Here is a 22205-nt window from a genome sequence, read left to right on the forward strand (position 1 = left end):
TCAGCTTATATAAGGTTCTCAGCCCTTCAGGGCCCCTATCATGACACCTTTCGTGAAATATTTCTGGATAAACGGATACAGCACTAGAATAGGTAAAGTGGCCACGATTATAGTAGCGTACTTGACCACTTCTCCCAGAAATGGATCTCCCGTCGTAGTGGACAGGTTGGTTGTGTCCGTTGTGCTGTTCTCAATAAGTATTTCCCGCAGCACCAGCTGCAGTGGAAACAGCTCTCTGTCCCGCAGATAAATCAGCGCCCCAGTCCATGAGTTCCAATGACCTACTCCGTAGAAAAGTGCCATCACAGCAAGTACTGGAACCGATAGAGGTAAGATGATCTGGGCAAAAATTCGGAAATCCGATGCACCATCAATCTTAGCCGCCTCTTCAAGCTCAACAGGAATAGCTTGAAACGACGTTCTCATAATAATCAGATTCCAGGTGGCAATCAAACCAGGAATGATGAGAGCCCAACGCGTATCCAACATCCCCAGGTTTTTCACCAAAATATAGCCGGGAATGAGACCACCGCTGAAAAACATGGTGAAGACAACCATCATCATCATATACTTTTTCCAATACATTTCTCTTCGTGATAGAACGAAAGCAAACAACGCCGTAAAAAATACGTTCAGCGAGGTCCCCACCACCACGTAAAACAAAGTGTTTTTATATCCGGAGATAATCATCGGGTTTTGGAGCACTAATTTATAGGCTTCCGGATAGAAACCCTTTGGCCACAGCAGAATGCCGGAGTGTTTGACCAATTCTGACGGCACACTAAGCGATGCGAAGATCACATAGAGAAAAGGATAAAGAGTTATGATCATCAGCCCTGTCAAAAACACAATGTTTAACGTGTCAAATATTTTATCTCCCAAGCTGCGTCTTATCATGCCGGATGCCTCCTCTACCATAGACTCGTATCATTGATTTTCCGGCTAATCCGGTTTGCCAGAATCAGAAGAATGAAGTTAATGACGGAATTAAACAAGCTGACAGCAGTGCTGTAGCTGTAGTTAGCCTCAAGAAGTCCACGCCGATATACAAAACTGGAGATGACATCTGCCGTTTCGTAGGTTTGAGGATTATACAGCAGGATTACCTTCTCAAAACCGACATCCATGATGCCGCCAATCCGTAGAATCAGCAGGATAACAATAGTTGGCATAATACCGGGTAACGTGACATGCAACATTTGCTTCCAGCGGTTCGCTCCGTCCACTGTGGCTGCATCGTATAGCTGAGTATCAATGGCCGATAATGCCGCCAGATAAATAATCGATCCCCAACCGATACCTTGCCAAATTCCCGAACCCACAAATATGGTTCTAAAAAGGGATGGATCAAGCAATAAATTTTGCGCCTCAACGCCAAACCAGCTCAATATAATGTTAAACAGTCCCGCTTTTCTTGAGAAGTCTACAATCATGCCGCTAATAACAACGATCGAAACAAAGTGCGGCAGATACGTGATCGTCTGTGTCAACCGTTTGAAAAAGGTGTGCCTTACCTCATTTAACAGCAGTGCTAAAATAATGGGCGCAGGAAAAGCAATGAGCAGCTCGTAAATGCTGATGATCAGTGTATTCCGGAGTAACCTCCAAAAATAAAAGCTTTGGAAGAAATCTACAAAGTTCTGGAAGCCGATCCACTCGCTTCCCAAGATACCCTTGACCGGTGAATAATTCTTGAAGGCGATGGTCACGCCATACATCGGTATATAGCTGAAAATGATGTAGTAACTAATCCCGAACAATCCCAGAAAATAAACAACCTTATGCTTCTGGAAGTCCTTACCCAGCATATTAAAGTATTGGCTCAGCCCTGAATGCCGTACCTTTCTATTCTGTCTCATAGCCAGCTTCAAAGTCTCACCTCCTTTGGGTGGTGTTTGATGGTGCACGCCGAATATACCACCAATAAGAAAGCGGTTACAATATTCAATAATTATGTGCGATTTTTATACTTACCTGTAGGGACCAATGAATATACAGTACCTGCGGTTGTATTGAATTCGGTAATATTCCCTTTTCGATCTGTAGGTACCGGCAGACCGTCAATGGTGGTCACATGGATCGGGTGCTGTGAAAATAAACGGATACTTCCTCCAATCTCAGAGTGTACTGACGCTGTCTTCATTTGTTGGTCAGCCCATGTCATGTCAATGACGAATCCTCCTCTGGCCCGCAAGCCGGTCACACTACCCGCCTTCCATACAGATGGAAGGGCCGGAAGAAACCGAATGTAATTCAAATGACTTTGCAGCAGCATTTCCGCAATACCCGCTATACCACCGAAATTACCATCGATCTGGAACGGGGGGTGGTTATCGAATAAATTGGGCAAGGTTGATTGCCGAAGAAGTTGTTGTGTATGCTCATACGCCTGCTCTCCATTCAGCAGCCTTGCCCAGAAATTAATAATCCAGGCTCTGCTCCAGCCCGTATGCCCTCCTCCATTTTCCAGTCGTCGAATCAGTGTAGTTTTCGCACCTTCTGCCAACTCCGGTGTCAGGTCCGGACTGATGGTGGAACCAGGATGAAGCCCAAACAAGTGTGAAATATGACGGTGACCCGCATCTGTTTCGTCATAATCCACAAGCCATTCTTGCAGCTGTCCATGCTTGCCAATTTGCATTGGTGGTAATTGTTTAATCATTTTTCCCCATTGCTCCCGTAACTCTTGATCAACATTTAACACCTGACTCGCTTCCAAGCATGCCCTGAATAATTCCTCTATAATTTGCGTGTCCATCGTAGGTCCATAACATAATGTTCCTGCTTCTCCATTCGGTAACTTATATCGGTTCTCTGGTGAAACAGAAGGATTGGTAACCAGATAGCCTTCAGGACTTTTAACGAGAAAGTCCACAAAAAACAAAGCCGCTTCCCTCATTGTGTCATATGCTCGTTCCAGGTAAACTTTGTCTGGATAAAATTGGTAATGCTCCCAAAGATGGAGCGTAAGCCAAGCCCCGCCCATGACCCACTGTGTTGCTGCAGCATAAATATCCTGAGGAGCCGTATCTGCCCAGAGATCCGTATTGTGGTGAGCGACGAAACCTCTGCAACCGTACATCATCTGTGCCGTCACTTTCCCATTGACCTTCATCCGTTCGACCAATTCGATCAACGGCTCATGGCATTCTGCCAGGTTACAAGTCTCAGCGGGCCAGTAATTCATCTGGGTATTGATGTTAATCGTGTATTTGCTGTCCCACGGCGGGGTCATGGAGTCGTTCCAGATCCCTTGCAAATTAGCCGGAAGAGCACCAGGCCTGCTGGATGAAATAAGTAAATACCTTCCAAAGTGGAAGTATAGCGTATTTAGTCCGGTATCTTCGGCCCCTTTTTGTACAAGCTCCAGCCGCTTCGAAACAGGCAATAGATGAGGATCATTTCCTGAAAGGTCCGCAAGCTCCAGCTTTACCCGTTTAAACAACTGCTGGTAATCAAGTACATGTTCATTTTTTAGCTTTTCATAGGATTGGGCAGCGGCTCTTTCAATCCATTCGCACGCTTGCTGCTCCGGTTTATCGTGCCGGAAGCCGGAGGCAACGGACAGAAATAATGTTACTTGGTTCGCTCCTTGTACATTCAAATGCTCCCCGATTGCCTGAACTGTTCCCCCAGAGGAAACGGCTTTTACCACCGCCGTATATGACCCTTCGTTAACTCCTCCACATGGATTGGACATAACGATGGTATCTTCACCTCTCCGATAGGACAGTTCCATATGTCGACCCTTTTTACGTTCAAACCTTGCCGTGAAGCTCAAAGTCCCCGGACGATCCGCTTCTAGCCGAATCACCATGACCTGCGCAGGGTAGCTGCAAAATATTTCTCTGCGGAACCTGACGCCTTCATAAACATATTCCGTTAAAACGATCGCTTCCTCCAGATTTAGTTCTCGCCTGTAATCTGCGGACTCCACTTGGTCTACAGGATGATTCATACGAATCATCAAGTCACCGGCTGTCATATAGTGCCTTTGGCTGCAGGGCGTACCAGAAAGAGCCGCCTCCACGAGTGCATGGGCCTCATTTAACTTGCCTTCGAACAAGAGCTGCCGTATGTGGGACAGATGTTCCTTGGCATCCGGATTATTCCGATTTCTTGGTCCACCAGACCATATCGAGTCTTCATTAAACTGGATCTGTTCCTGCTTGATGTTTCCGAAGACCATTCCACCTAGCCGTCCGTTCCCAATGGGCAGCGCTTCCTCCCAGTTACGAGCAGGAGCATCATACCACATCATGGATTCAGATCTTAATTTCATTCACTTCTCCTCTTTCTTTTTTATTTAGCAAAGGGAAACTTGCAAATTGAATTGAAGCAGGTTTCCCTGCTCAATCCGCTCAAACCTTTAGTGCAAAACGACCTTATCATAGTCTTGAAAAGGCTTACAATGCACAAAATTTATGTGCTTTATTTATAAGCAGCTTATTTGATATCGCCTAAATAAGGCTTTTCAGTTTCTATAATCAAGCTAATTGGTTTAATTACAGCCGAAATATTTGCCTGTCAACCATTATTGCCATCACCAGTCTGAATGAAAAAGGAAAAAAAGGTAGATGTATGGAATAGAATCATCTAAAATAATGCTAATCACCTTGCTTGTCACTAACATGCTCGCCCGCTACGAGCTTCGCCACGAAAATTTGCAAAGCATTGAACAAGTGAACCAATACACTTTCAAGGGGGCTTGAACGAGATGAACGACAACCATCCCTATAAAATCTTCATAAAATACCTGTTGTCCTACATCATCCTTCTTCTGCTTCCCATCACGCTGATTGCGGTGCTGGTCTATAGTTTCTTTGTGAACCAACTGGAGGAGGAAGTGATCGCCGGCAATCTGAATACGCTGGATAACATGCGGGAATCCATGGACGAGCAATTAAGTAGAATCGAAGATACAACGAGGCAAATGCTGATTGAAGATAACAGCCTGTACCCTTACCGGATTTCAGACCAATGGGGATATAAAGCTTGGGGAATTACGCGTGAGTTAAAACGTTATCAACGGATGAGCCCGTTTATTCACGAAATCTGGGTATATTTCAAGTCGGACCCTGCTGTTTTTACAAGCAGTGGTGTGTATTCATTGCCAATGATCTCCAAACAAATTTATCAATTTGAAGATTGGTCTGCATCAACCATGATTACAGATTTACAGGAATCCAGAACAGCTTCCCTGCTCTCGCCAGGTTATGATGAAAAATCGCATGAACGTTATCTGAGAATGATTCAACCCATGTTTCCAAATCAAGCTAAACCCTATGGAACCATAGTCTATTTGATAAATGAGAAATCCATTCATCAGTTAATGTCCACCTATGAAAAAGCTGAAGGATCCATGTGGATCTTTGACCAGAACAATCAACTCGTTACGTCTGTGGCAAAAGAAGGCAGCCCCACCCGTCTAGCCTTTTCGAAGCTCATAACGGAAGGTACTCACGCCCCTTATCAGGAAATCACATTGGAGGGGACCAACTACTATCTTTTTCTCATGCAATCCGAACAGTCTGGATGGAAATATGCAACTTTGCTTCCGATTGATGTCGTAATGGATAAAGTGAATCATGCCCAAAACTGGCTGACCTACGGAATTATAGCGATTTTGATTGTCGGAGGGGGGATCATTTATATAAGCATGCGTTCCAATTATAGACCAATCCATATGTTGCGTAAGGAAAGTCATCGCCTATTCCCCCACAAGATGAAATCACTGAATGAACTTGAAACCGTACGTTATACGCTAACCAGCCTGGCTAATCAAAATAAAGATCTCGATAACCGTGTGAAAAATCACTCCCCTGCTGTCAAAAAACAAATGGTTTTCGCGCTGTTAAAGGGAGAGATTGAATCCTTTTCGGAAATCGCTAAATATGATGCCAACTTTGTAGATCTGACAGATGAGGCACAAACCCAGGTTATCATCATCGAAACTGCCGAGTATGTACATTCCATGAATAATCATACCATTCAGGAAATGGAACGAAGCTATCCTGGTCCCCATCCCATTTTTGGGATTGAGCATTTTGACTCGGGTCGTTATGTATTTCTCCTGCTCATTCAGGATTCTCTTACTGAAGACACGCATGCCTGTTGGGATCAATACCAAGATCGATTGCGTGCATTATTAGGCGGGACGGTCACTCTTGGAGTCGGTACCCGAACCTTGGTTTCGGATAGTCCCCGTTCCTACCTTGAAGCACAGACAGCCATGGATTATCGATTTATTCAAGGTGTTAACCGGGTCATTCGGTATGACGAAATACCAATGAACTTTAATCATCAGGAATCCTACCCCCACTCCGAGATGGAGAGCCTGCAGCGGGCTGTACGCAAAAGCAGGATGGATAAAATCCAAAGTTCTCTCTCGAACATTACTGATTTTATCCGACAAAAACAGGTACCTTTAATCATAGCCCGTAGTCTCTGCTACGATGTTATTCGTTCCGTTAATGATATGTGGACTGGACTGGGGATGAGCGAGCAACATTCAGCCCAATATCCCGATATATTTGTACTGGAGCGCCTGGAAACGATCGATGAATTCGAGAAATTGATTCATTCCATCAGTCAGGATTTGTCCGTCGCATTTAAAAATCAAAATAAGGAAACGCCCTCAAAAGAGCCAACATCGCGATCCATCGACTTGATCACCCAATATATTGAGGGGCATTTTGACCAATGTGAATTTTCTCTTCAGGGAATGTCTGAGTCATTTGGTATGGCTTTACCCAATCTTAGTCAATTGTTTAAGGAACAGACTGGACAAACTCCACTTGAATACGTGACCGAATTACGTATGAAAAAAGCTCAGCATTTGCTGATGACAACTATGAAACCGCTATCATCCGTAGCAGAGGAAGTGGGGTATTACAACGTGTCAAGCTTCATCCGGCGCTTCAAACAACTAAACGGTATGACTCCCGGAGAATATCGAAATCGCGCTCAGGCACCTGATTTCAAGAAGAGTGATACCACAACTGCTCAAAGCAAACCTTAAAGTATGCAGATAACCCAAAAAGAGGCTTCTCCCATTGGGAAAGCCTCTTTATTAGGAAATATTAGGAAATATGATCATCATGATTTCAGAGTCTTAAGACACGAAATATCGTTCTCCATGTTTATAGGATGTGCTAACACCCACATATAATAGAGAACTTTAGCTGCCGGTGTTTCCCCTTCTTCAATGGACATAAATATCGCGGTGGTTGCTTCCACACCGATCTCATTGTAATAACGCAGGCTTTCCTTATTTAGGTCAATGAGCGTTACCCCAAGCTTTGCAGCCATCTCACGCATGACTTGGGGGAACTTTCGATTGTTAAATGAATTCGTGTAAATATGTCTGGACTTAGCTGCTGCATCTACACGGGACATCGGGGTAACCAGAATTGGTATCATTCCTCGTGCTCGTATAGCAGGAATATAAATCTCCTGTAAATATGTTCGATACATCGACTCAGTAGATCCTCTGCCAAAACGTCTGTTTTCATCCATCGACTCGTCATTATGACCGAACTGGATTAAGACGTAATCTTGTGCGCAGCAGTCATCAGAATATCATTAAACCGCCCCTCCGTATAAGCGCTTTTAAAGGAACGTCCTCCCATAGAATAGTTGATCACGCGAACTTGTAACGGATCAAACAAGTTATCAAATACTTGACCCCATCCACTCATCGGTGCTTCTTCGAAAATATATGATTTAACTGTGGAGTCACCTAAAGTAAAAACAGTGGGCAGCTGATGCTCCGGGCGATCTTTCTGAGGAATTCTCGTTATTACAATTTCTGAAATGCCTACAATACAGTTGAGTCGCTTCGGTTCTATTTCAATATCTATATATTCTCGCCCATTGACGTAATTATAGCTCCACTGCCTATCATCTATTTGAATGCGCGTTTGGTTAGTAATCAGCTTGGCTGCATCCCAGAATTCGGTTTGCAGAAGCGCTTGAGTATTCATTCCGGAAATCGCAATCACCATATCAGCCTGGTCAGAGGTTGTTCTCACTTGAACATTGTATGCACCCGGAGGAACCTTCACTCGAAAACAGAGGCCGTAACGGTTATGATGTTCAACCGGCTCTCCATCGTCTTCCCTAAATTCAGCCTCGCGAATTAAGTATCCTTCCTGTGCAGCAACAATGGAATCGAGATGGACCTGACGCGGAGGCATAGCACATGTTTGATCTACAAATCCAAATCCTCTGACATGATCATATCGCGGAATGGTATCGTTCTCTCCCGGGATCATAGACACGTATCCTTCCTTCGGAGTGGACGAAAAATTAAACTGTATTTTTTGCTCTGGTATCATAGTTCCCTCCTGTTGACGTAACGTTCCACTTCAAGGGAAGCAAGTAAAAAGGGAGCCAATCCCATAGGTACATCTTCAACTACTTCTTCTGAAATATAATAGTCATAGGAGCCATTTCTCTCCTTGCTTAGTCCCGCTCCGTGGCATATTTGCTTCAGATGTATACCATGCGCATCTTCTTCTGTTAGATATTCTTCGATGCCCTGATACCCCCTAAGCGTCGCATCTTCAAATCCTTTCTCCAGATAACCACGCCCAAGCCCTTTTGCCAGAGAATACACAAACATGCATGAACCGGACGCCTCTATGTAATTGCCCTTCCGGTTGGCTTTATCCAGTACTTGATACCACAGCCCGGTTTCTTTATCCTGAACCTGAAGAAGGGCAAGGGACAAACGATGGAAGATACCAATTATGGTCCCACGCTTCGGATGAGTTACCGGAAAATGATCAAGACAGTCTACAAGTGACATCATGTACCAGCCCACTGCCCGACTCCAGAATTGTGATGACAAGCCCGTGCGGCTGTCTGCCCATTCCTGTTCGCGGGATTCGTCCCATCCGTGGTAGAGCAGACCGGTCAGCGGATCACGTGTTTTACGCTCAATGAGCAATAATTGATGAGCCACCTCGTCCAGTAGCTCGGGACGTCCAAATACCTTAGCATATTCCGCCAAAAAGGGGGATGCCATATACAGACCATCCAGCCAAATTTGAAACGGATAAACCTTTTTGTGCCAGAATCCGCCTTCAGACGTTCGAGGTTGACTAAGAAGCTGTGCGGCGAGCAAATGAGAAGCCTTGGCGTACCGCTCATCTCCTGTTTCTTGGAGCAACCAGAACAGATTCTTTCCCTGATTGATCTGATCCAGATTGTATTCTTCGAGTGAGTAGGTGCGAATGGAACCGTCCTCCCGAATAAAGGTGTCCATGTGGCGCTCTACAAACGCGGCATATGCAGGCTCGTTAAACTGAATCCCAGTGCGCATCATTGCCATCAGCAGCATTCCGGGTACATAAGCCCACCGTTTCAATACGTAATCATGCTCTCCCTTTTCATTACACTGCCCTAAAATAGTATCCGCAATTTTCCTGGAAATGCTTACAACTTCCTCGTGCATCTTGGTCATATTCGTGATCCTCCTGTCATCCAATTCAATGGTAACGCTCCTCAGTAACCTTCGGGATGCCAGCCGCCCAGAATGGTCAAAATCTGATACTTACTCGCCTCAGTGGATGTCAGTTGCCGCGACCAAGAAACTCGTTCCGAAGGATTGGCGCCTGCACCACTACTTTCGTATTCCTCATAGCGGCAAGTTTTCTCTCTATCCGGTGCCCCCCAATTATGCCAGCCTTCCCCTGTAATGGAACCATCCATAACGGTTCGCAGGAAGGCAACATGCCCATAAGGACGCCAAGGCCGTCCAAGATACATATCACGAACTCCTTCTCCACTTGTAATCCGGCAATCCAGAAAAACATAACCAAATGACGTACCTTCCGGCGTGGAGGCTGCCGTAATGTATCCTCTTGATCTTTTGTTATGAAGATGACATCGGTCAAAAAGGGCTGTTGCCGGACCAAATATATAGTCAACATCACCCTCAATATAACAATCGTTATAATATTGCTTCCCTTGCCCCGTATATAACGTATCCTGATCTCCAAGAAAGCGCACTCTGCGAAAGACAGCTTGGTCTCCATCGACAAAAGCTGCCACAGCCTGCCCCGTCCCTGGTCCAGATGCATTTTGGATCGTTATATTCTCGGCTGTAAATTGTTTGGAAAATATATTCATCGTCCCCGAGCGGAATGTTCCCAGTGGTTTCCCGTCTTCATCCAATGTGTGGGCATTATCCGACCAGCTTATAATGGTGGCTTCTGGATCTTCGCCGAGCAATAGAATGGGTGGCGCATCAGATGGTATGACAATTTTCTCTCGATAGACGCCCGGCTTGATTCGAATCGTCACATCCGAGTAATCCTTCTGAGAGATCGAATCCAGGGCAGCCTGGAGACGGGTGAAATCTCCATCTTTTTCTGCAGACACGGTAATCAACATACATTACTCCTTTCAACTTGCTTTGGAAATAAACTATAATGGTGATAACTACGAAGTGAGAAGGAGTAGCTATGGAAATTGTAAACGCTTCCCACCCGAAATTTCATGTGGCTAACGAACAATTCAGCATCCAGCATATGAAACGTGCCGGCATGACATCTATGCCTCGTGCCCACAGTCATCCCTTCATTGAACTGTATTACCTTAGAGAAGGTGAACGCATTTATTTTGTAGATAGTCAAGTGGTCACCCTTCAAAAAGGAGAGCTCATTCTTATTCAATCTGATGAGATGCACGCTACCGCAAGCTCCGAAATTGCTGAATTTGAACGAATTCTAGTTAACTATAATCCAGCACTGCTGCCCACCCCGCTTCAAGATGATAGGCAATGGTTTAATCAGCGCGGCTTTCATCTTTTTCGGTTAATGCTGCGCGAGCAGAATGAAGCAGAAACCCTCTTGCTACGTATGCTTGAGGAATGTAAGGAATGTCGGCCTTTTTATGAAACAAGCGTTCTTACCTTATTTGCTGAATTAATGATTCTGCTTCAACGTATAGAACCTCGCACACAGAGTGACAGAACTAAGCACCCACTGCACCACCTGGTTACCGATGTAGCTACTTACATTCGCGAGCATTATCAGAAACCACTGACTTTGGAAGAAACGGCTAGACAATTCTTCATCAGCCCATCCTACTTGAGCCGCATATTTTACAGACTGACAGGCTTTCATTTTCGTGAGTATGTCGTGCATATTCGAATTTTACAGGCCAAACGACTCATTACCCAATCGAACAGCAAAATCCAGGAAATTGCCTCAATTGTCGGGTTCGAGTATCTGTCCCACTTCAACAAAACCTTCAAGAGGGTTACGGGTTACAACCCTTCACATTATCGAAAAGAAATCAAATTTCGTCAGGGAGGCAAGCCTGTTTCAAACCAATCAAGAACCCTAAGTTAAGCCCTCATAATCAAACCATTCAAAGTCGGCAACCGCTGTACTATGAGTACCCTGAGAGCTAGCGTACAGTCCAATGTAAGTCCCCGTAAAACCGCCAGCCAGATCAGTGCTTAACAGCCTTCCATCTACATTCATGCAGAACACCTTCCACCCATCTGACTCTTCTGTTCTGAAGTAGAAGCTATGATCCTGATGGTGGGCTTCCACTTTCAGCTGAACTCTGCCTCCATTACATATTTCTAAACCAAGCTCTCTTTCTTCTCCCTTAAAACGCTCAATCAGCCGAAGAATATACTTATCTCCTTCACGCGCTAACACAAAGCGGAAATGAAAGTTCGCGTTGTGCAGCAGCACTAAGCCAGCCACTTCACCATCAGCTTGGGGCTCAAATACAAGACTTACCGCAGCTTTAAAACTTAAATGCTGTTGGCGTCGTCCAATAAAGGCGGGATTAGCTTGTTCAGACAGCTGTTCCGACTTCAGTTTCATACGCAGATATCCTGGACGTTCAGTTAGACTCCAGAACTCTCCACGGGGTGTACGAAGAAAATTCCAAACAGGAGATAGTTCTGTGCCATTAAAATCCTCTCTTACAGAGGGGAGATCCCACTTATGTTCCGGTAGGTTCGGGGCAACCGTCTCAAACTCCAGCATTCCTTTACCAGGACTAACTACTGGCCACTCATTTTCCCAAATCACAGGTGCAAGAAATGTCTCCCGACCAAGATTACGGTAATAACCTCCAGCGGTTCGGGAAGCAAGACAAAACATCCACCATTCCCCATTCTGAGTCTCCACCAGTTCCCCGTGGCCCACGTTTACAATTGGAAACTCTCTTCCAAGATGCCTGTGTGTCAAAATAGGATTAGCTTTGTACCCCTCGTAAGGCCCCTTGACGTTCCGGCTCCTTGCTATAGTAATCGCATGGGTGTGCCCGGTTCCTCCTTCTGCAACCGTTACGTAATACCATTCGCCAATCTTGTATATATGAGCACCTTCCTGCGCATGTGCGACCTTAAGTGCACCCTGCCAAATACTATACTTTTCTCCAATGAGCTTTCCTTCACTCAGATCGATTTCCTGCAACCAGATGTCCATGTGTTTCGGATATTCCTGCCCGCTTGGGGGTACTCGGTTGCCTGAATAATAAACGGGGCCATCATCGAAGAACAGGGATGGATCAATACCAGGAGCATCTTTCAACCAAACAGGGTCTGACCAGTCTCCGGCAGGATCAGTAGCCGTAACATAGAAATTATGCTGTTGTTTATCATTATCAACGTAAGTTGTAATCATATAAAAGATCCCTTTATGATATCGGATGGTAGGTGCCCAGATTCCCATAGATGGAGCAATATGATCCAGATTCAATTGAGAAGGACGATCCAGGATGTGGCCAAGTTGACGCCAGTTGACCATATCCTTACTGTGAAACAGAGGTACACCAGGGAAATATTCAAAGCTTGAAGTTACCAGATAATAATCCTCTCCCACCCGTATGACTGATGGATCAGGGTAAAATCCTGAAATTACGGGGTTTTGAAATGTTCTCAATGTCAGCTCTCCTCCAGCGAATGTATTGTAAACACGCCCATTATAGTTCAATCCGCTGTGAATTTCTTGCTTATTCCATGTTCAGTTGCCTTCTTTTTATACTTTCGTGTTCTCTATTTTTTTGTTTTGAAATTGTGTGAGCCTAGATATAAATCGATAAAGAAATGTAGCTGAAGTTTAAATTCCAGGACAAAAAAGATCGTTACTGGGTATCTACGCTGTTTATTTTCAATTTTTTAAATAAGTTAAGTGAAAAACCTGTTTAATGGCTTTCACCTGTGACCAACTTTCCAATATGAAAATGGCCCTGATTCTGTTTCATACAGGATCAGGGCCGCTTTCTTTTATTATAGCTGTGAGAAAATCTTATACAGAACCTGAGCAGCTTCTGCTCTGGTTGTTGTCCCAGCAGGACTCAAGGTGACATTGCTTCGCCCGTTTATGAAACCCATTTTAACCATTGCTGCCATGTCATCAACAGCGTATTTTGCTACATTTACGGCATCTGTGAATCTCTTGAGATCCTCAGCTGTACCGTTCTGCTCGGTTTTTCCCACTGCACGCAAGGCACGCATGGTCAGCACAGCCAAATCTTGTCTAGCAATTTCCTTTTCCGGATGGAAGCTGCCGTATGAGCCCAAGGCGATCCCGAGTGCTTTGGCAATTCCGATTTCCTCATAATAGAGGTCTGTTCGCTCAATATCACTGAAGGTGGTGTTGAACTCTGCTGTGAGATCCAGTGTCCTTACCAACCAGGCTAGATACTCACCTCTTGTGACCTTTTGGCCGGGACTAAAGCTTGTTGCTGATGTCCCGTCGATGAATCCTTTGGACGCCATTATTTCAACCGCTGGTGCGTACCACGAATCCTTGATGACATCATTGAAGAACTTCTTCGTATAAACAACTGCATATTCACCTGTGTTTGTCACTGGAAAAACCATGGCTTGTAGAGCACTGTCGTATTTGCCATTCAGTAGCTGAACAAACGTACTGTTTACAGCCACATACGAAACTGTAAGGTAACTCGAATTGGTCAATTCTTCAACACCTGGAGCATAGGGCAGTCTGATTTCAGCCGGTGCATTCAAGGCTACCGTTTCTACTCCATCTAAGTGGACAGTTAATGCAATAACAGGTCTGCTGATTGTTACGGACTTTACTTCTGAATGAAGCTTTGCAGTATCTAGTCGGCTAAGTGCCAGTTCCACACTTTTGGCACCTGATGCATGCTTCAGCAAATTAGAAGGTACGGTAATGGTACCAAATTCCGTATTAATCTCTATCTTGATGTTGCCATGATCTGAGGTTAGTGCAGCTGCAGGAAGCTCAACTGCATAGGCATTTGCTCCCTCTGCTTTTGTTATTTCCACCAAGAGCGTTCTAACATTGCTGCTATTCGCCTTTGCATGCTCCAGAGCCTTATTAAGATCTTCCTGCTGGATGGGTGCTCCTTTAGCTATACCGGTTTTGTTATCCGCCTTTGTTGCCAAAATCTTAATCAAATTCCCTTCGACTTTAATGTTTTCAGGAGTCGGTGAAGGTGCAGTGACTGACACAGGTGCATTCGTTGACGGCGGTGTTTCCGTAGGCTTCGGATTGATGACTGGATTACTGATAACGACAGTAAGGGATTGGCTCGCATAATGAGTTGCCGTTTCTTTATATCTCACTTCGTAGATTCCGTTACCAAGACCTGTAACCTCTGTGCCTGTGATCGCATTCCAGCTGCCAGCGTCTCCTCCCTCTTGTCGGTATTCCATTACAGGACTTACACCAGTGATCTTACCATCCTTGGCCCCAGCAGCACTGACATTTACACCCTTGACCTCTGCACTGGACGGCGGATTCTGCTCCTGCTTGGTTCCGTCAGGCACAACGATCAGGATCGCAGGGCTTGGATTGCTCATATCCGTTCCGGCGTACCGGAGCTCATAGCTGCCAGCCTTCAGGCCTTCAATGCTGGTTCCACTGACCGTCATGAAACCACCTTGATCCACCATCCGGTACTCCATATCGGCAGTCACATTTTCGATTCTGCCATCATTTCCGCCTGCTGTTGTAGGCGGTGTAATGATGAGTCCTTCCGCTGTTGGTGCCTCTCTGTCTTCCTTGGCTTCATTGTGAATGTCCACGGTTACGGGCGGACTTGCCTTTAGGCTATCTGTCGCTGCATACCGGATCTGATAGCTGCCAGGCTCCAGATCGCTAATACTTGAACCTTTAACAGGCGTGTAATCCTCTTCGCCCAGCTTCCGGTATTCCATCGTATCATTCAAACCCTCAATTTTGCCTTTTATGTCGGTATCCGAATTGGCGTGTGAGATTACCCACCCACTCGCATCTGGTGCAGCCTGCTCCTGTGTCTGCCTTTCCGGTATAACGACTTCCTTATCCAGGCTGGCACTCAGCGAACCGGTCTTCATATACCGGACATAATATTTACCGGTGGTGAGACCTGTAACCTCAGTTCCTGCAATTGCTGTATATTCTTCTTCGCCTTCCTTCTTATACTCCATTTCTGTTGTCACACCAATCAGTTTGCCGTCATCTCCATGGAGAACGGACGGTGCCACCCCGGCCGGTGTTACTGGAGCCTCGCGATCTTGAGTGGATCCTACCCGGAGAACTTCCCATTCCCATAGGCCGACACCGGTATCGCCTGCCTGTGATTGCTTGGTCAGGGTCACCCGCACTGCCTTTACATTCAGCACCGGATCAAACGTGTACGGATTGAAGGATTCTGCCGGTGAATGTTCAACTACTTTGATTCCTTCCGTAACCGTTCCCGCTGTTACCCATTCATCAGTAGCGCTATCCGCCGGGATGTAGGAATACACCATTTGGGTAGGAGGCTTGATCCCGCCGGCATCTGACCACATCACCAGATTCGAACTCCGGATAGAGGCACCCTGCGGCCATTCATATTGCACCCACTCCTCTGCGCCTTCATGGCCCCAGGTTCCCCAATGGGGGATGTTGTTGCCATCTTTCTTTCCGTCATTCACTGCCGCCAGACTCTCCCAAGGGGAGGTGTAGCTGGAAGAAGCATTTGCGAGGAAGGCCATATTGCCGTCTCTCGGATTGAGTAGACGCAAATCCGTCAGCAGCTTCTCAAGCGCCAGGGTTATTTCTCCGTCTGTGGCATTCATATTCTTGATCACAGCAGAAGCTTCTGCCTTCGCCGCTTCAATTGGCGCAAGGCCAGGATCTGCAAAGTTCAAGGCATTTAATGTATTTACATAATTATAGACCTTGATCAGTTCCGACTTATCTACCGCCCCGGTATAGCCGTTTACCTTCCACTCCAGAATACCGGAGCCATTAACCGAAGGCTTCATGTCCATACGGACACCTGTGATATATGCAGGCTCAAAGGTCGTTGTATTGTAACGATTAAGCTCATTGCCAAGTCCCTTTATGGCCCGCGGGGTGTACCATTTCCCATCTTCGCCGCGAAGCATAAGCTGCATATCCTTCGGTCGGAAGTTCCCGCCGTTGTCCTGAAAAACATATACATCCATGGAAGAAGCCAGGAATGGCTGATCCCATTCATACGTCACCCATGCCGGATCTCCTTCTCTACCCCAGTTATGCCATGCACTGTTGGTTGCACCGCGGTTCGGCGAGAAATCTGAAGAGCTCTTAGGTTCAATGCCGTTATTCATTGCTTCCGGATATCCGTCGCCACCAGAGAAGCTAGCGGACGCTTTGGCCGTCAGCGCTGCATTCTGCAGTCCTGTATTCACGACATATACGGTAGCCCGAACCTCCAGTACACTACCAATGACGTTTCCCCTGGCTTCAAATTGGCCTGCACTAGCATAGCGGTCCGGATCAATAGCATCCCAAGCGATTTCCTGCTCAAGATACCCGTCCTCTGACAGAATATAGATTTGTCTGGGGAGTTCTGGTTCAGTATCCTTTTTGGTCACTACGCTGAGTGCCCGGTAAACATCAACTGTATCTTCCTTGATCTCTATCGTTACATCCTTACTGGCCTTCTTGTCTCCGTCTGCCGCACTGAACGTAAACGAGTAGGTGCCTGCCATGCTTACACGCGCATAGGCCGCTGCTTTGTCACCATCAACAAATGAAATGTCGGCTGAACCTTCAGGCTTTTGCTTGACGGTCCAAGAGTACTTCAACTGGGGTTCTTCTGCCTCGCTATGCACAGGGTCAGGAATGGCCTCCCCGGACAATACTACGATACTGTTATTGGCAACATCCTGAACCGCGGTCACTTGGCCAATTGATGGAGGCTGTTTATCCGGCGGAGAAGCCAGTTCGAAGATTAACTGGCTGGATCCAGTCAGTTGTCCATCACTTGCGCTAAGCTTAACCGTATAAGAGCCTGCTTTGGTACCCGTAGCCTGTGTAATGCTTGCTTTCGGATGAGTAAAGGTTAGCTTGCCGCCTTCCGGGGCGCTGACCACTTCCCATTGATAAGACAGAGTTCCTTCCGGCGCGCCATCATCGGTTACAATCCCATTCAGCATAAATGGAAGTAACGCCTGTGGATGTTGTGTCGCCAGATCTACAGTGATTTGCGGAGCTTCATTTTCACCGCCGGCTGACTTTTCAATAATCAATTCAGCACGCTGCACGCTACCCAGCTGAAACATGGCAACGCCTTCATTATTCTGAACATAGAACTGTCCGGCAGCTGCACCATTCAGCTTCATGGAATAGTATCCATTCTCCATCCCCACTCCATCGAACAAAATCCGTGAAGTATGCTCTTTCCCTGAGGGATTCAGGAGCTGGAGAGTAAAACCCTTACCATCTTTTTGAATTTGCGCGCTTTCCACTTTATCGCTTTCCAGCTCCAAATAGATTTTCTCATCGATCAGATTGATCCGCTTGCCGAAACCGTCTTTTGGCGTAATGTTGTAGCTGTCTCCTTCGTCACTCACCAGCGCTCCATAACCGAATAGCCCGAATATCGGATCTGTAACAATATCGGAGCTGATGCTGAGAAGGGAACCATAGAGACCTTCTTCCGATTCGCCCGAAAAATCATTCCAGCCGTTACTCATGACGCGTGAGCCGCCATCGTATACGTCCTTAGTACCCGTGCCTCCTTTATACATCGAATATCTCCAGGAGGTGCTGCCAACTGAATTAGCCGAAATCTGTCCCATATTGACGGCGTTAAAGTTCGAAATCTTCGCGGCATAATTGCGCTGCTGCGCAGTTGCCTTCTGCTCCACCGATCTGCCATCATTCTCATACCTTAGCCAGTCATCCATAATGTATCCTGCTAAAGACGCAGTATATTGGAAATTCCACCAGCCTTCACCGCCGCGGAAAACGGGCACGGAATAATGGAACCATGTAGGTTGAATCCCGCGCATAGCACGTGTTTTCCAGTCGGCCATTTCCATACTTCTCTCAGCTGCACCTGTAAGCGCGTCTGCAGGATAGTACATGCGCAGCGCCTTCGCTGCTGCATAAGCCCCTTCTTCGCCAGTATTATCATATTCAAATTCCGAGCCGTAAGGATAAGTGGCTCTCGTCATATTCCGTCCCTTGTCGAGGGCGAACTTCTTCTGCAGATTGGCTGACTCGGTCTGCATCCCCTCTTCCTTCAGTGCTTCAATCATATCCGGGATTTGCTGCTCGCCATAGAAGCCGATGGCCCCGGTGGAAACACGCTTATAGTAGATGTTATAAGCTTTCTCCAGATAAAACTGAGGCGATTCCCGGTACTCGATCAGATTGGGATATGCCTTCTGAATCCGATACATGTTGAAGAATCCGGTAGCTTCCATGATTTCGGAGAACGTACGTGTATAAGGCTTATCTTTGTCGGTGTACGCTCCTGAATCTTTCAGCCAGTTCGCAACGATGTAGCTATCCTGAGTATTCTTCATGTATCGTTCCCACATGAAGTCGATCAGGTATGTCTCGATAGAGCGAATTTCATCGGGATTGGGGGCCAAATAGTTCTTCATCGTCATGAAGTTGATGTTGTCATGGCTCCAGTCATCTCCCCAATGACTTATGTTGAGATCGATGCCGCTTGAAAGATACCAGTCGAAATAGTTACCGTAAGTCGGACTTTCCGGGTTCTTATCCTGTGTTCGCTGAACCATGAATTCGGAATGGGCATCCGAGATGGCATCCAGCTCGGCTAGAACATTGAATTCAAATTGTGTGAATTTATCCACCGATTCGTTACCGTCCTTCAGCTTATATTCGATACGCACGCTGTTGTTGCCGACCGAATCAAACTGAAGTGAATAGATATGATGCTGTTCACCATTGACGATCGTAGTCTCTACAAACTCTACCGACTCGTTGTAACCCGGGTTCCCGTCAGGGAGTCCACGTCCGCTCCGCGAGTTGTCAACCATTTCCTTTCTGCTCTTTCCAGGCTTGATATCCGGAATATGCGCTTCGTCAAACGGATCATTCTCTGCCACATTCTGAATATCGATGGACTGTATATCAACGATACTGTCGTCATAGTGCAGGTCTAGCTTTACAGGCATATTGATCGCTGTCTGGAAGCCCGGCACCGCTACGGCATCAATCATGCCTGATTTATATAAGATGGACCGGAGATTGGCTTCACGATCCTCCATCGAGGTCGAACTGTTATTTGGGCTTTTTGCGCTTTCCTGCGGCGTATTGTCGCCTCCACGGACGGCAGAGAATTTGAACTTATACGTCTTGGACTCATCCGGTCCTAGGACGAGGCTGGAAGCATCGGTAAAGTATCCGCGTCCCGTTTTTTGAATATCTTTGGAGTGGATATAGAGCACATTCAGCCCCGGATACCAACCGCCACTGTCCCCTGTCCAGTTCTTAAAGGTATCTGCAGCACGCCGCTCTCCCGCTTCATGCATCCAATAATCCACATACTCGATTCGAGCTCCGCTTTCCGGTACCGGGGTGAAGAGCATAAAGTTCCCCTCGCCACTGGTGCGGATAGCATAAGAGTACCCGCTGTCAGCACCTGCGAAATTATGCACCGTCACACGGTCATCATAGGTATCGGATAAGGTCTGGTATTTGTTATTCCAAGGCATCGGCAAGCCGATATCCCCGAATTCAATATATTGATTGCTCTTGTTCTTCAGCGTAATTTCCCAAAGCATTGAACCGTCATTAGTCTCCATATCAAAAACGGATTTCACATCGAAGCCCTTCATTACCCGCTGGTCTGTAGAGTTCAGGTCCTGTCCAATAAAGTTGACTTCTACCTTCTTGCCGTCTGCTGATGCTGTCTTGTTAATGTAGGGGTTATCAGGATTAATGGTCGAATATTGTGTGGATCCCCCGGCAGCCAATGTTTTATTGGTATCAACTTCTACAAAGCCCTCCCTGTTGTCAGGGAATTGTCCATCGGCACCCACACGGTAAGAGAAGATCATTTCACCCATCCACTGGTGCTGGGTACCATTCTGCGGTGACGTCGTGTTAGGGAGGACGAAATTGATCGGCTCCCCCTGTTTATTGGCAGGATTGTTGTTGATGTAGAGCTCTTCAATCTGGCCTAAATCGCCGACTTTGGCCGACAGGCTGGCATTGGAGATACCGGTCTTTACTGCAGACGGCGCAACCTCAGGCAAAGCGCTAACCTGCAACGGCAGACTTGGAAAAGTCAGCAGCAGCGCGATCATCAGTGGCTTCCACTTCTTCGAAATCATTGTCATTATAACCTCCTGTATACATGTGATCATATCAATTAGGGGATTAATTCTCTTAAACCGGTAAGTATAGCTCTTCTACAAAATACCTTTGACCGATCAATTGAAAATGACGTTCATGCTTTCGTTTAAAGTAGAATCTCTAAGTAGTTTGTTAGGATAATCGAATCCTGTAACCGTTACTCCACCATCGTTTAGCATCCCTTCAGATGATCATTGAATGCCCCACCTCCTAGTTCGAGGACAGAGGCAAAAAACATGAATGAAGCTTGGGGCAACCATTTCGTCATATAGAGGAAGTTTACTTTAACCTTTCACCCCGCCAACCGTGAGACCTGAGATAAAGTAGCGCTGAAAGAACAGAAACAGAATCAAGATGGGTACAATGGCAAGCACGGCTCCTGAGATCAGTTCCTCATAATGATTGCCCAGTGGGGATACGAAGGAAGCCAGCCCAATCGGCAAGGTAAATTGCTCCGTTGTCCGCAGCACAATGAGCGGCCAAAGAAAGTTTTTCCAGCTGTTCATGGCCTGCAAGATGGCAATTGTCCCTTGCCAATTTCGTAAGCGCTTTATTTAGTATGTTACTTGTTGTATCATAAAAAATAAATGCTCGATGCCAACATGAATTTTAAATATTTCAACCTGTTCGGAGGTGCCGGTTTGGACTCGCCCATCCTACATTTCATCACCCCGCCCATTCCCTATTTTATTGATTGCGGACGTGCTTATTACGAAGCCGGTGAATACCACATCAGCCGTAGTGACATCGGTGTCTTCGACCTGATTGTTGTTACACGTGGTTCACTCGCTATTAGCGAGAACGGGACAGAATGGCTTCTAAAGCACGGAGAAGCATTGATCCTTAAGCCGGATGGACACCATTACGGCAGCGCTGCCTGTAAGGCGGAAACGGAAATGATCTGGATTCATTTTCAAACCTATGGCAGCTGGAGAGAGTCTGCGAACATGGACGAATGCCTCGCCAATCAGGCCGAACTAATCGAGACACATAAGGTAAGCGCGTATCTGAACCACTGTGATGTCTGTTCCATCTTCATCCCCAAACATATACACATTGCAACCAAAGACATGGAACTGCTGGAGCATTTCTCTCAACTTGATCAGGAGCCTCAGTCCATGCGCAACTGGAAACGACAGGCGACTTTCCAGCAATTTATGCAGCATCTGGACCTTGGGCTGTCCTCACTGTCCGACGTTGCCGCCATTCGGATTGCCGAGAAAATTGAACTCTACATCCGCCACAATTACCCTCTACCGATCTCCAATCCATTGCTGCAAAAGGAACTCAACTATCATCCAAACTATCTCGCTCGCAGCATGCTGAAAGTGTATGGCATGACACCCATGGAATATCTGCTGCATTACAGAATCGAACAGGCCAAAAAGCTGCTGCTGCAAACCGCCTGGTCCGTTGCTCGTATCGCCGAAGAGATCGGCTTCAATCATGTATCCTATTTCTCTTCCTGTTTCTCCAAAAAAGAGGGCATCTCTCCTTCCAACTTCCGCAGCAAGTTCACCAATAGAGAAAATAAACCAACTCATTCAGAACGGATACCCTGAACATTAAAAAACGTCCGATCCCCAGAGATCGCGTTATCCCGTAACA

Annotated in this window: 12 protein-coding genes and 1 pseudogene; 3 read left to right on the plus strand and 10 right to left on the minus strand. The window is 46.3% G+C overall.

The window, feature by feature from the left end:
* Positions 1-18: 18 nt before the first annotated feature.
* From AAIH57_RS06035 to AAIH57_RS06045, 3 genes are all read right to left on the minus strand, one after another.
* Positions 19-897 carry a carbohydrate ABC transporter permease gene (locus tag AAIH57_RS06035; protein WP_175398637.1) on the minus strand — a complete coding sequence of 293 codons (879 nt, stop codon included), beginning with the start codon at positions 895-897 and terminating at the stop codon, positions 19-21.
* Positions 898-911: 14 nt separating this feature from the next.
* Positions 912-1859 carry an ABC transporter permease gene (locus AAIH57_RS06040; protein ID WP_430021343.1) on the minus strand — a complete coding sequence of 316 codons (948 nt, stop codon included), beginning with the start codon at positions 1857-1859 and terminating at the stop codon, positions 912-914.
* A 92-nt stretch (positions 1860-1951) separates the two neighbouring features.
* The gene (locus tag AAIH57_RS06045; protein WP_430020927.1) at positions 1952-4282 is read right to left on the minus strand and encodes a glycoside hydrolase family 95 protein; all 2331 of its coding nucleotides are present in this window, start codon (positions 4280-4282) and stop codon (positions 1952-1954) included.
* Positions 4283-4717: 435 nt separating this feature from the next.
* On the opposite strand from AAIH57_RS06045, the gene AAIH57_RS06050 reads away from it, so the two are divergent.
* Entirely contained in the window at positions 4718-7021 is a 2304-nt protein-coding gene (locus tag AAIH57_RS06050; protein ID WP_430020928.1) for a helix-turn-helix domain-containing protein, read from the plus strand.
* A gap of 77 nt (positions 7022-7098) precedes the next feature.
* On the opposite strand, the gene AAIH57_RS06055 is transcribed toward AAIH57_RS06050, so the two are convergent.
* The 4 genes from AAIH57_RS06055 to AAIH57_RS06070 form a co-directional block, all read right to left on the minus strand.
* Positions 7099-7422: a hypothetical protein gene (locus AAIH57_RS06055; protein ID WP_430020929.1), complete on the minus strand. Its 324-nt coding sequence runs from the start codon at positions 7420-7422 to the stop codon at positions 7099-7101.
* Positions 7423-7544: 122 nt separating this feature from the next.
* The gene (locus AAIH57_RS06060; protein ID WP_430020930.1) at positions 7545-8339 is read right to left on the minus strand and encodes a hypothetical protein; all 795 of its coding nucleotides are present in this window, start codon (positions 8337-8339) and stop codon (positions 7545-7547) included.
* Positions 8336-9469: a glycoside hydrolase family 88/105 protein gene (locus AAIH57_RS06065; RefSeq protein ID WP_246311089.1), complete on the minus strand. Its 1134-nt coding sequence runs from the start codon at positions 9467-9469 to the stop codon at positions 8336-8338. The genes AAIH57_RS06060 and AAIH57_RS06065 overlap by 4 nt, the downstream gene beginning before the upstream one ends.
* Before the next feature lie 41 nt (positions 9470-9510).
* Entirely contained in the window at positions 9511-10401 is an 891-nt protein-coding gene (locus AAIH57_RS06070; RefSeq protein ID WP_430020931.1) for a pectinesterase family protein, read from the minus strand.
* 71 nt (positions 10402-10472) lie between these two features.
* Here AAIH57_RS06070 and AAIH57_RS06075 point away from each other — a divergent pair, with 71 nt between their 5' ends.
* Positions 10473-11363, plus strand: coding sequence for an AraC family transcriptional regulator (locus AAIH57_RS06075; protein ID WP_430020932.1), 891 nt, complete (start codon positions 10473-10475; stop codon positions 11361-11363).
* Here AAIH57_RS06075 and AAIH57_RS06080 read toward each other — a convergent pair.
* The 3 genes and pseudogenes from AAIH57_RS06080 to AAIH57_RS06090 all read right to left on the minus strand — a co-directional run.
* Positions 11355-12917 carry a glycoside hydrolase family 43 protein gene (locus tag AAIH57_RS06080; protein ID WP_430020933.1) on the minus strand — a complete coding sequence of 521 codons (1563 nt, stop codon included), beginning with the start codon at positions 12915-12917 and terminating at the stop codon, positions 11355-11357. The genes AAIH57_RS06075 and AAIH57_RS06080 overlap by 9 nt on opposite strands.
* A 347-nt stretch (positions 12918-13264) precedes the next feature.
* Entirely contained in the window at positions 13265-20581 is a 7317-nt protein-coding gene (locus tag AAIH57_RS06085) for a DUF5695 domain-containing protein (protein WP_430020934.1), read from the minus strand.
* Between the two features lie 300 nt (positions 20582-20881).
* Positions 20882-21127, minus strand: a pseudogene (locus AAIH57_RS06090) (arabinose transporter permease); the annotation flags it as partial.
* Positions 21128-21238: 111 nt separating this feature from the next.
* Between AAIH57_RS06090 and AAIH57_RS06095 the strand changes: the two are divergent.
* Complete coding sequence (locus AAIH57_RS06095) at positions 21239-22159, plus strand: helix-turn-helix domain-containing protein (RefSeq protein WP_430020935.1); 921 nt, start codon at positions 21239-21241, stop codon at positions 22157-22159.
* The last annotated feature ends 46 nt before the right edge of the window (positions 22160-22205 follow it).

The organism is Paenibacillus sp. MABNR03 (genome assembly GCF_050455445.1).
Lineage (GTDB): Bacteria > Bacillota > Bacilli > Paenibacillales > Paenibacillaceae > Paenibacillus > Paenibacillus xylanilyticus.